Source organism: Morococcus cerebrosus (genome assembly GCF_022749515.1).
GTDB lineage: Bacteria > Pseudomonadota > Gammaproteobacteria > Burkholderiales > Neisseriaceae > Neisseria > Neisseria cerebrosa.
Window position 1 is genome coordinate 459,766 of sequence record NZ_CP094242.1, and the last position, 12,042, is coordinate 471,807.

At 51.6% G+C, this 12,042-nt stretch carries 8 protein-coding genes; 6 read left to right on the forward strand and 2 right to left on the reverse strand.

The window, feature by feature from the left end:
* Positions 1–10: 10 nt before the first annotated feature.
* Both MON37_RS02140 and MON37_RS02145 read left to right on the forward strand, forming a co-directional pair.
* The gene (locus tag MON37_RS02140; protein WP_242883749.1) at positions 11–1,834 is read left to right on the forward strand and encodes a hypothetical protein; all 1,824 of its coding nucleotides are present in this window, start codon (positions 11–13) and stop codon (positions 1,832–1,834) included.
* Positions 1,835–1,940: 106 nt separating this feature from the next.
* Entirely contained in the window at positions 1,941–2,582 is a 642-nt protein-coding gene (locus MON37_RS02145) for a GrxB family glutaredoxin (RefSeq protein ID WP_039406405.1), read from the forward strand.
* A gap of 185 nt (positions 2,583–2,767) precedes the next feature.
* Here the strand turns inward: MON37_RS02145 and MON37_RS02150 are convergent, their stop codons facing one another.
* Positions 2,768–3,016, reverse strand: coding sequence for a hypothetical protein (locus MON37_RS02150; RefSeq protein ID WP_003757173.1), 249 nt, complete (start codon positions 3,014–3,016; stop codon positions 2,768–2,770).
* A gap of 459 nt (positions 3,017–3,475) precedes the next feature.
* On the opposite strand from MON37_RS02150, the gene MON37_RS02155 reads away from it, so the two are divergent.
* Positions 3,476–4,882 carry a DEAD/DEAH box helicase gene (locus MON37_RS02155; protein ID WP_039406408.1) on the forward strand — a complete coding sequence of 469 codons (1,407 nt, stop codon included), beginning with the start codon at positions 3,476–3,478 and terminating at the stop codon, positions 4,880–4,882.
* Between the two features lie 69 nt (positions 4,883–4,951).
* On the opposite strand, the gene mtrR is transcribed toward MON37_RS02155, so the two are convergent.
* A complete protein-coding gene (mtrR, locus tag MON37_RS02160; RefSeq protein WP_039406411.1) occupies positions 4,952–5,587 on the reverse strand; it encodes a multidrug efflux system transcriptional repressor MtrR in 636 nt (211 codons plus the stop codon).
* A 235-nt stretch (positions 5,588–5,822) separates the two neighbouring features.
* On the opposite strand from mtrR, the gene MON37_RS02165 reads away from it, so the two are divergent.
* Genes MON37_RS02165 through MON37_RS02175 form a run of 3 tightly spaced genes read left to right on the forward strand, consistent with a single transcriptional unit; the run spans position 5,823 to position 11,819 of the window.
* On the forward strand, positions 5,823–7,115 hold the full coding sequence (locus MON37_RS02165; protein WP_039406414.1) for an efflux RND transporter periplasmic adaptor subunit: 1,293 nt from the start codon (positions 5,823–5,825) through the stop codon (positions 7,113–7,115).
* Positions 7,116–7,126: 11 nt separating this feature from the next.
* On the forward strand, positions 7,127–10,342 hold the full coding sequence (locus tag MON37_RS02170; protein ID WP_039406417.1) for an efflux RND transporter permease subunit: 3,216 nt from the start codon (positions 7,127–7,129) through the stop codon (positions 10,340–10,342).
* Positions 10,343–10,400: 58 nt separating this feature from the next.
* Positions 10,401–11,819, forward strand: a complete 1,419-nt coding sequence (locus MON37_RS02175) for an efflux transporter outer membrane subunit (protein ID WP_039406420.1) — start codon at positions 10,401–10,403, stop codon at positions 11,817–11,819.
* Positions 11,820–12,042: the final 223 nt, after the last annotated feature.

A 12,042-nucleotide genomic window follows, 5' to 3' on the forward strand; every position in this document is an offset into this window, starting at 1 on the left:
GGTATATGGTATGGCTACAACAGCACAAATCCGGCAGCATTTTTTAAAATTAGGGATGCCTGTTTCAGAGGTAAATCAGATTATTCGGGATCCGATTTTAATGGGACAAACTCGTAATTTTATTAGTCAGTGGGGATTAGGGAGCGTTCGAGCGGATCCCGAATATTCCGGTATATTTTTTAAAAGTGAACTAGTTAATAACAAAGAAAATAGAAGCATTGTATTCGGTACGGCAGACAAAAGATATCTGACTGCTTCTGATTGGGCGCATGAAATAGGGCATGGGCTTTCAAAAACAATGTCCAAGCTTGATCTTGATATTGATGGAAATCGTAATACAACAGCGAATGAATATGCACGAAGATTTGTTTATGAGGAAGGAAAAGCCGAATACAACCGTTTTCAGTTTGATCTGCGGAATAATCCCAAAGAAACCAAATACGGATCGGATACGGCAGCAATCAAGGCGATGAATCAACAACAGGCTGTTGATTATTTTGCCCATAAAATGAAAACCCAAAACCCCAGCGGCCAGCCCGGCGATACTTATTGGACATTGGCGAAATCAATATTCCTTAAGAAAATCAATCCAAACCTGCTAAACGGTAAAACTCCGGCCGAAAAGCAAAAAATCCTGCAATCAGGAATGGATGAAGCAGCGCCTGACCATCCCAGCAGACTGTTTGGCGTAGGTGACGAGCGGGTTCGCTTTCAGAAAACCGATCCGAATATGCCGCTTAGTCTGATGCCGATGATGGCGCGTGGAAATCCTACGCTGATGGTGGTATTTGTACCTGCCAACAGCCGTTTGGCAGACGGTACGGTAACGACGGCTGCAAGAACAGCGTTATATTATTCTTCAGGCGGAAAGCAGGGGGCGATTGAATTCGGTATCGGCAGCGCGGGCAAGAGTGTCAGCTTCAACGATAATTTAGTAAATTACTCAAAAAGTGCGTATGCGGCACTGATTACTTCAGCCAGCAGGCTTCATTCCAATGCAGTGAACCGCTTGGCTGCTTTGGTCGAACAGCAAAAATCCGAACAGGCATCAGGAAAAGGCAAAGAAATTCATAATGAAAACGAAGCTTTGAAAGCTTTGCAGGATTTACTGAACAAAGCCAATATTTCACTTGATTTGCAGGGCGGAGTGGATAATCTTCAGCAGAATTTTGACCAAATTGCCAAAAATTACCATACTCCTCTTGCTATCGAGCTGTATGGAGAAGAGTTGCTCACGACTTCGGTAGAGGATGGAGTGAGTTTTGATATGGATGGCGACGGGATGGCCGAACAGACGGCTTGGCTCAAAAAAGGCAGCAGTTTTTTGGTTTGGGATAAAAATGGAGACGGCATGGTAAACGACGGAACGGAGATGTTTGGTGAGGCAACAGTTATGTCTGACGGCAAGCGCGCAGAAAACGGCGTAGAAGCTTTGAAAGATTTGGACAGCGACAATAATAATATCATTAATCAATATGATGAATTGTGGGGCGAGCTAAGAATCTGGCATGACGAAAACAGTAACGGGAAAACGGAGGAAGGAGAGCTTTCTCTATTGTCCGACTGGAATATCCAGTCGATCTCTTTGGATTTTGCAGAAATCAATCTGAAAGATGAAACCGATAATAAAATATTATTTGAATCAGAAGTGGTTTTGGAAAACGGGGAAAGGCGCAAGGTTGCCGATATTGATTTCCAAAACGACAAAGGAATTTACAATGAGTTGGCAGGTGAAATTTCAGCAGAGACAGCCGCTGATGTCGTGTATCCGACGGAAATTTCAACATCGGTTATACTGCCCGGAGAAAATACTGCATATATCCCGGCCGTATAAACACGTTATCAGATATGGCTTCCAAAGATATTTGGCAGGATAATCCTTTTGCGTGAGGCATTCAGACGGCCTTTGCCCAATCAAACCCATTTTCGGAGGATTTTTAATGAAACTGTATTACTATGACCATTGCCCGTTTTGCGTGCGGGCGCGGATAGCGGCGGGACTGTTTGGCGCGGACGTTGAAGACGTCGTGCTGGCAAACGACGACGAGGCGACGCCCATCGGCATGATCGGCGCGAAACAAGTGCCCATCCTGCAAAAAGAAGACGGTTCGTTTATGGGCGAGAGTTTGGACGTTGTCCGCTATCTTGACCGCGAGGGTCGTCTGAAAGATGAAACCCGCCCCGAAATCCAGGCATGGTTGGACAAAGTGGGCGAATACAACCTGAAACTCGTCCAGCCGCGCGTGATCAAACTCGGACTGCCCGAATTTGAAACGCCGGAAGCGGTGAAATATTTCACGGACAAAAAAGAGAAAAGCATCGGCAGCTTCGCCGCCAATTTGGAGAAAACCGGTCAGTATGTGCAACGGCTGAACGAAGATTTGGCGGAACTGGAAACGCTGATGACCGAAAACGGCGCAGGTTTGAACGGCGAAATCGGCATGGAAGACATATTGGTGTTCCCGATATTGCGCAACCTGACCGTCGTGCGCGGTGTCGAGTGGCCGCAGAAGGTTATGGACTACCTGCTGCGCATGAGCGAAGCATCGGGCGTGCCGCTGTATTTCGACCACGCCTTGTAATAACCGAATCCGCCGGATAAAACAAACGGAAAGGTCGTCTGAAAACAGTTTTCAGACGACCTTTCCGTTTGCGCCCGCCCTACCTTCCGGGAGTGAATGGAATTAGGCGGAACAAGCATGGCGAGAAATTGTTGATGTATGACCCCGAACAGATCGGGTGATACATCAATAATTCCTAGCTGTGCTTATTGTGCGGCAGGTGCAGAAGCAGCGGCTGCGGCTGCGCCTTCAGCGGCGCTGCGTTGGTAGCCTTTGTCTTTCATACATGCATCGAACACGGCGCGGTCTTGGTTTGCACCGGAAGCTTGTTGACATTGAGCGATTGCCTCTTCAACGCTTACGCTAGGAGTTTTAGCTTCTTCAGTAGTTTTGCTGCTAGAGCAGGCACCCAGCATCAGGCTTGCAGCGGCAACGGCGATCAATAAAGTTTTCATGTCGTATATTCCTATTGTGATTGATGGTTTACAGCGCAAATTTGCGTCTGTCTCAAAACAGAGTCCCATTAGTACGATTTAGTTTCATTTACATATGAAAGGTTTCGATAAGTTTGAACTATGACAGTAAATGCCGTCAGGAAATGATAAGCGGTTTCAAAAATTTAAGGGACATAAACGCCGTCGGCATGGCAATGTAAAAAATCCCCTTTCCACTCCGGCAACACCGCCCAATCCCAACGCCCCGACCGCCTGCCGTTGGGCGGCGCAAGGGTTTTATGGCATAATCGCGCTTACCTTTCCATACCGCAGAGACCATATCCCCACTTCTGCGGTTTGCCGTAAACCGGCCGCATACTTTGCCGGCGGCATCCTATCAAACACACAATCAAAACATCCTCCCGTTTCAGACGACCCCATGCGGCATTCCGCATCCCGTCCGGACAGAAAGATACCGCCATGAATCCATTCGCCTCACTCGGGCTTGGCAGCGAAATCGTTTCCGCGCTGACCGAACAAGGTTACGAAAACCCGACGCCCATCCAAGCCGCCGCCATCCCCAAAGCACTCGCCGGCCACGACTTGCTCGCCGCCGCCCAAACCGGCACAGGCAAAACCGCCGCCTTTATGCTGCCCAGCCTGGAACGCCTCAAACGCTACGCCACTTCCAGCACCTCGCCTGCGATGCACCCCGTGCGTATGCTCGTATTGACCCCGACGCGCGAACTTGCCGACCAAATCGATCAAAACGTGCAGGGCTACATCAAAAACCTGCCGCTGCGGCATACCGTCCTCTTCGGCGGCGTCAACATGGACAAACAAACCGCCGACCTGCGCGCCGGCTGCGAAATCGTCGTCGCCACCGTCGGCAGGCTGCTTGACCACGTCAAACAGAAAAATATCAACCTAAACAAAGTCGAAATCGTCGTCCTCGACGAAGCCGACCGTATGCTGGATATGGGTTTCATCGACGACATCCGCAAAATCATGCAGATGCTGCCCAAACCACGCCAAACCCTGCTCTTTTCCGCAACCTTTGCCCCGCCCATCCGCAAGCTCGCCAAAGACTTCATGAACGCGCCCGAAATCGTCGAAGTCGCCGCGCAAAACACCACCAGCGCCAATGTCGAGCAGCACATCATCGCCGTTGACGCGCTCAAAAAACGCAACCTCTTAGAGCGGCTGATTGTCGATTTGCAGATGAACCAAGTCATCGTATTCTGCAAAACCAAACAAAGCGTCGACCAAGTCACCCGCGACCTCGTACGCCGCAACCTTGCCGCCCAATCCATCCACGGCGACAAATCCCAGCAAAGCCGCCTCGAAACCCTCAACGCCTTCAAAGAAGGCAGCCTGCGCGTCCTCGTCGCCACCGACGTCGCCGCACGCGGTCTGGATATCGCCGAGCTGCCCTTCGTCATCAACTACGAACTGCCGACCCAGCCCGAAGACTACGTCCACCGCATCGGGCGCACCGGCAGGGCGGGCGCGGACGGTGTCGCCATTTCCCTGATGGACAAAACCGAACAGAAAATGTTTGAAGCCATCAAGGAGCTGACCGGCAACGACTTGGCAGTCGAACGCATCGAAGGCTTCGAACCGAACTGGTGGGGAAGTGACGCCGACAGCGATACCGCCGCAGACACCCAAGCCGCCCCAACCCGCAGCCGTGGCAGCGACAGAAACCGTTCCGAACGGAACAACCGCAGCGAACGCAATGAACGTAACGAGCGCGGCGACAAATCCCAAAAAGCCGACAAAACCGATCCCGGCGTAGCCTGCGGCACCATCGCCGGACGCAGTCGCCGCAGCCGCAGGGAACGCCAACCCTGCGCCCTGCTGCAACCCAATTTCGGCGCAAAATAAAGCCGGTTCTCCATAAAACCCGAAAGGTCGTCTGAAAAAGATTTCAGACGACCTTTTGTGTATGGTCCGTTATTTTTGTTTACGCAGTTGCGGGTGGTTTTTCAGATTGTCCAAGAGGATGTCAATCATACGCGGTGCGGTTTGGGCAAGGTCGAAACTTTTGTCGGACGAGAGCCAACGCCAAATCAGACCGTCCAGCATCGATTTGATGAAGATGACCGCCATGTCGGTATCCAAATCTTCGGATAAGGCATGTTGGGCAATGGATTTGGTCAGGACTTCGGTAATTTTCTCGCGCCAAATCGATTGATGTTTATCCGCAATGTCGATGACGGCAGCGTTCTGCTCGGTGTGTTCGCATTTTAAAAACAGGATACTGTGGAATTTATAGTGGATGTCGTTGGTTTGCAGGCGCGTGAAAAAGTGCATCAAGGTACGGCGGAAAAGCGACCACTCTTGTTCATCGCTATCGGCCGCGTCCTGATGCATACAGTTTTCGATGTCGTCGCAAATGCGCTGGAAGAGGGCGTCGAACAAGTCTTCTTTGTTTTTGAAATGCCAGTACAACGCGCCACGCGTCACGCCGGCGGCCTGGGCGATTTCGTTGAGCGAAGTGCGCACGATGCCTTTTTGGTAGAAGGTTTCCAGCGCGGCGAGCATGAGATGTTCTTTGGTTTTAAGGGCTTCGGTTTTGGTTTCCCGCATGATACCTATTTCAATTGGGTGGAATATTGGGAATTATAAAAAATACTTTGTATCCATGCAAGCATGTATGTATAATGGCACTCGTAATTGAGATTGGCTCTCAAGTATAAAATAAATTTTCAGACGACCTGCTCCGGATATTGAGGCAGGTTATTGTTGTTTCGGAACCAAAAATCGGCTCTGATGACAAAGTATAGGGTAAAACCTCATAACAATTATACAGATAGGAAAAGTAATGGCTTCTTATGCTTCTAAGGTGATGCGCATGGCGGCAATCGCCGCCGCTACTGCGTTGGCTCTTTCAGCGTGTAACAAAGGCTCCGATGCGACGCAAGGTGCAAAAGATGGAAAAGGGCAGCAGGCAGCTGCGCAAAAAGAAGCTCCGCCCCCTGTGGTCGGTGTCGTTACCGTCCATCCTGAAACCGTCGCGCTGACGACCGAGCTGCCGGGCCGTCTGGAGTCGCTGCGCACCGCGGAAGTCCGCGCCCAAGTGGGCGGTATCATCCAAAAACGCCTGTTTCAAGAGGGCAGCTATGTCCGCGCCGGACAGCCGCTTTACCAAATCGATAGTTCCACCTATGAAGCAAATCTGGAAAGCTCGCGCGCCCAGTTGGCAAGCGCGCAGGCAACCCTTGCCAAAGCCAATGCCGACTTGGCGCGTTACAAACCACTGGTTGCCGCCGATGCTATCAGTAAACAGGATTACGATGCGGCGGTAACGGCGAAACGTTCTGCCGAAGCAAGCGTCAAAGCGGCTCAGGCGGCGATTAAATCTGCCGGTATCAATCTGAACAGGGCGCGCATTACCGCGCCGATTTCAGGTTTCATCGGTCAGTCCAAAGTATCCGAAGGTACGCTGCTGAACGCGGGCGATACAACCGTACTGGCGACCATCCGCCAAACCAATCCTATGTATGTGAACATTACTCAATCCGCGACCGAAGTGATGAAGCTGCGCCAACAGGTTGCCGAGGGCAAATTGTCGGGCGTGGACGGCGCGATTGAAGTGGGTATCAAGTTCGACAACGGCGAAGTTTATCCGCATAAAGGCCGTTTGCTGTTCTCCGATCCGTCTGTTAACGAAACAACCGGACAAATCACGCTGCGCGCGTCAGTGCCGAACGACAAAAACATTTTGATGTCAGGTCTTTATGTGCGCGTCCTGATGGAACAAGTGGCTGCCGACAACGCTTTTGTCGTACCGCAGCAGGCAGTAACGCGCGGTACGAAAGATACCGTGATGATTGTGAATGCCAAAGGTGAAATGGAGCCGCGCGAGGTAACAGTTGCCCAGCAGCAGGGAACCAACTGGGTGATCACTGCAGGTCTGAAAGACGGCGACAAAGTCATTGTTGACGGCATCGCCATTGCATCCATGAGTGGCGGGAAAAAGGTTACGCCTAAAGAATGGACACCTCCCGAAAAGGCTGCCGCATCTGCTGCCGGAGCCGTACCCAAAGCTGCTTCCGAAGCGAAAAAAGACGTTCAGACGACCTCTGAAGCCAAACCGGCATCCGCAGCTAAATAAGGAATGCATCAATGGCTAAGTTTTTTATCGACCGCCCCATCTTTGCATGGGTCATTGCGATTTTTATTATCGCATTGGGTGTTATCGGCATTAGGAGTTTGCCGGTTTCCCAGTATCCGTCCGTTGCCGCGCCAACCATTACTTTGCGCGCTACTTATCCGGGCGCTTCTGCACAAGTAATGGAAGACAGCGTGCTTGCCGTTATCGAACGCAATATGAACGGTGTGGAAGGTTTGGACTACATGAGCACTTCCGCCGACTCCAGCGGCAGTGGCAGCGTAAGTTTGACGTTTACGCCTGAAACCGACGAAGATTTGGCGCAGGTAGAGGTACAGAACAAACTCTCCGAAGTATTGAGTAATCTGCCTGCTACCGTGCAGCAATATGGTGTTACCGTATCGAAAGCGCGTTCCAACTTCCTGATGATTGTAATGCTTTCGTCAGACGTGCAGTCCACTGAGGAAATGAACGACTACGCACAGCGCAATATCGTTCCCGAGTTGCAGCGTATCGACGGTGTAGGTTCGGTACGGTTGTTTGGTGCGCAACGCGCCATGCGCATTTGGATTGATCCGAAAAAACTGCAAAACTACAACCTGTCGTTTTCTGCGGTAACCAACGCGCTTGCAACACAAAACATCCAAATTTCAGCAGGTTCTATCGGTTCTCTGCCTGCTGCGCCGGGACAGACCATTTCGGCGACCGTTACGGCGCAAGGTCAATTGAGTACGGCTGAAGAGTTCGGCAACATCATTTTGGTATCCAATACCGACGGCTCGAATGTCTATCTGAAAGATGTGGCGAAAGTCAGCTTGGGTATGGAAGACTATTCTTCTTCCGCCCGCCTGAACGGTGTGAACACCACCGGTATGGCGGTGATGTTGTCCAACAGTGGTAACGCTTTGGCAACCGCCACCGCAGTGAAGGAAAAAATGGCGACCCTGCAAAAATACTTCCCGCAGGGCATGAGCTGGAAAACGCCTTACGATACTTCCAAATTCGTCGATATTTCGATTGAGAAAGTGATCCATACGCTTTTGGAAGCCATTGTATTGGTATTTTTGGTGATGTTCCTATTCCTGCAAAACATCCGCTATACGCTGATTCCGACTATTGTCGTGCCGATTTCGCTGTTGGGCGGTTTTGCCTTCATCTCTTATATGGGCATGTCGATTAACGTATTGACCATGTTTGCGATGGTATTGGTCATCGGTATCGTGGTCGACGATGCGATTGTGGTCGTTGAAAACGTCGAGCGTATTATGGCGACGGAAGGTTTGCCGCCTAAAGCCGCGACTAAAAAAGCGATGGGTCAGATTTCCGGCGCGGTGGTCGGTATTACCGCCGTCCTGATTTCCGTATTTGTGCCTTTGGCAATGTTCAGCGGTGCAACCGGTAATATTTATAAACAGTTCGCTTTAACCATGGCGGCATCGATTGCATTCTCCGCATTCCTTGCACTGACGCTGACGCCGGCATTGTGCGCCACCATGCTCAAGCCGATTCAGAAGGGGCATCACGAAGAGAAAAAAGGTTTCTTCGGCTGGTTCAATAAAAAATTTGATAGCTGGACACACGGTTATGAAGGCTGGGTTGCCAAAGTGTTGCGTAAGACTTTGCGCATGATGGTTGTTTACATCGGTTTGGCGGCTGTCGGCGTATTCCTGTTTATGCGCTTGCCGACTTCTTTCTTGCCGACCGAAGATCAAGGCTTCGTCATGGTCAGCGTGCAACTGCCCGCGGGTGCGACCAAAGAGCGTACCGATGCGACATTGGCGCAAGTTACCCAGTTGGCGAAAAGCATTCCTGAAATTGAAAATATCATTACTGTTTCCGGTTTCAGCTTTTCGGGCAGCGGTCAAAATATGGCTATGGGTTTTGCCATACTTAAAGACTGGAATGAGCGTAAAACTCCAGGCAGCGATGCAACGTCTATTTCAAACAAGCTGACTGGTATGATGATGGGTACGCTTAAAGACGGTTTCGGTATCGCTATTACGCCTCCTCCAATTATGGAATTGGGTAACGGCTCGGGTCTGACCATCAACCTGCAAGACCGCAACAATACCGGTCATGCCGCATTGCTGGCGAAGCGCAACGAATTGATCGGCAAAATGCGCGAAAGCGGCCTGTTTGACCCGAGCACCGTCCGTGCCAGTGGTCTGGAAGATGCGCCGCAATTGAAAATCGACATCGACCGCGCCGCTGCTGCCGCACAGGGCATTTCGTTCTCAGACATCCGAACGACCCTGGCTTCCTCTTTGGGTTCGTCTTATGTCAACGACTTCCCGAACCAGGGTCGTCTGCAACGCGTGATGGTTCAGGCTGATGCTTCTGCTCGTATGCAGCCGTCCGACATCCTGAATTTGACTGTGCCCAACAGTTCCGGTGTCGCTGTCCCGCTTTCTACCATTGCTACTGTTTCCTGGCAGACAGGTACGGAACAAAGCGTCCGCTTCAACGGCTATCCCTCTATGGAACTTTCCGGCTCTCCGGCTACCGGTGTTTCATCCGGCCAAGCAATGGCTGCGGTACAGCAAATGGTTGACGAAATGGGCGGCGGTTACAGCCTAGAATGGGGCGGTCAGTCGCGCGAAGAAGCCAAAGGCAGTTCGCAAACCTTGATTTTGTACGGCTTGGCGATTGCTTCTGTATTCTTGGTGCTTGCCGCGCTTTATGAAAGCTGGTCTATCCCGCTGGCAGTTATCCTCGTGATTCCGTTGGGTTTGATTGGCGCGGCATTGGGTGTTACCGGGCGTAATACGTTTGAAGCTCTGTTGGGCAGTATCCCCTCGTTTACCAATGATATTTACTTCCAAGTCGGCTTTGTAACCGTAATGGGCTTGAGTGCGAAAAACGCGATTTTGATTATCGAGTTTGCCAAAGACCTGCAAGCGCAAGGCAAGAGCGCACTGGAAGCCGCGCTGGAAGCCGCACGCCTGCGTTTCCGTCCGATTATTATGACTTCGTTTGCCTTCATTTTGGGCGTGGTTCCGCTGTATATTGCCAGCGGTGCCAGCTCAGCCAGCCAGCGTGCCATCGGTACGACTGTGTTCTGGGGTATGTTGATCGGTACGATTTTGTCCGTGTTCCTTGTGCCGCTCTTTTATGTCATCGTGCGCAAATTCTTTAAGGAAAGCGCGCACGAACATGAAATGGCCGTGAAACACGCTGCTGAAGCAGGCATGATTTCCCTCGAAGATCAAAATACGGACAACAAGCACTAAGCAAAAAGGTCGTCTGAAAACCTGAAACACGGATTTCAGACGACCTCCAGGAATCCTTATGAACAAAAAGACATTCAAAACGGTATTGAGTACCGTCGCCGCAGCCGTCGCGCTGTCCGCCTGTACCATGATCCCGAAATACGAACAACCGCAGGTTGAAGTTGCCGAAACCTTCAAATACGACACCTTCGACGACGGTATCCGCGCCGCCGACTTGGGCTGGCAGGACTTCTTTGCCGACCCGCGCCTGCACCGCCTTATCGACATCGCGTTGGAACGCAATACCGACTTGCGCACCGCCGCATTGAACGCCGAAATCTACCGCAAACAATACATGATTGCCCGCAACGACCTGCTGCCGAGTATCAACGCCAGCGGTACCGGAACTCGGGTAGGCAGTTTGAGCGGCGGCGTTACCCGCAGCGAATACACCGTCGGTTTGGGCGCAGCAGCCTACGAGCTGGACCTTTTCGGACGCGTCCGCAGCAACAGCCAAGCCGCATTGCAAGGTTATTTCAGCGTAGCCGCGAACCGTGATGCCGCCCACCTTGCCCTGATTGCCGCCGTTGCCAAAGCCCATTTCAACGAACTGTACGCCCAAGAATCGATGGCATTGGCGCAGCGCGTGCTTAAAACCCGCGAAACCACTTACAAACTTTCCCAAATGCGCCACAAAGCAGGCGTGATTTCCGCTGTCGATTTGCGCCAACAGGAAGCCCTGATTGAATCCGCCAAAGCCGATTACGCGAACGCCGTCAAAAACCGCGAACAAGCCCGCAATGCCTTGGCGACCCTGATTAACCAACCCCTGCCGGAAGATCTGCCTGCCGCGCTGCCTTTGAGCAAACAGTTCAAAATCACCCGTCTGCCTGCCGGCTTGAGTTCCGAAGTCCTGCTGAACCGTCCCGACATCCGCGCCGCCGAACACTCGCTCAAACAAGCCAATGCCAACATCGGCGCAGCGCGTGCCGCCTTCTTCCCCACCATCAGCCTGACCGGTTCGGTCGGTACCGCGTCCAGCGAGTTGAGCGGCCTCTTCAAAAGCGGTACGGGCATCTGGTCGTTCGCACCTTCCATTACCCTGCCGATTTTCAACTGGGGTACCAACAAAGCGAATCTCGACGTAGCCAAGCTGCGTAAAGAGGCGCAAATCGTTGCTTACGAAGCCGCCGTCCAAGCCGCCTTCCAAGACGTATCCAACGCCTTGGTCGCACGCGAGCAACTCGACAAGAGCTACGTCGCGCTAAACAAACAAAGCCGTGCTTACAACGACTCCCTGCGCCTTATCAATCTGCGCTACAAACACGGCGTATCCAACGCCCTCGACCTGCTTGACGCAGAACGCAGCAGCTATGGTGCAGAAACCGCGTTGCTTGCTAACCAGCTTACCCGCCTCGAAAACCTCGCCGACCTCTATAAAGCACTCGGCGGCGGTTTGAAACGCGAAACCGTTAGCCAACCAGCCGCGCAGCAGTAAGTCTGTTTGAAATAAACGGCATCAAAACGTCGTCTGAAAACCGGCAATCGGGTTTCAGACGACGTTTTATATTTTGGCATGGATACAATATGGATGGATTGGGCTAGCAGGCAGGTATCTAAGAGTTTGAGCTTACGGCAATTCTAAAGTATGACTGACAATCTGAGGTCGGGATTCCTGCTTGCGCAGAATGACGATGATTAATTATTTTCTATTATAATTT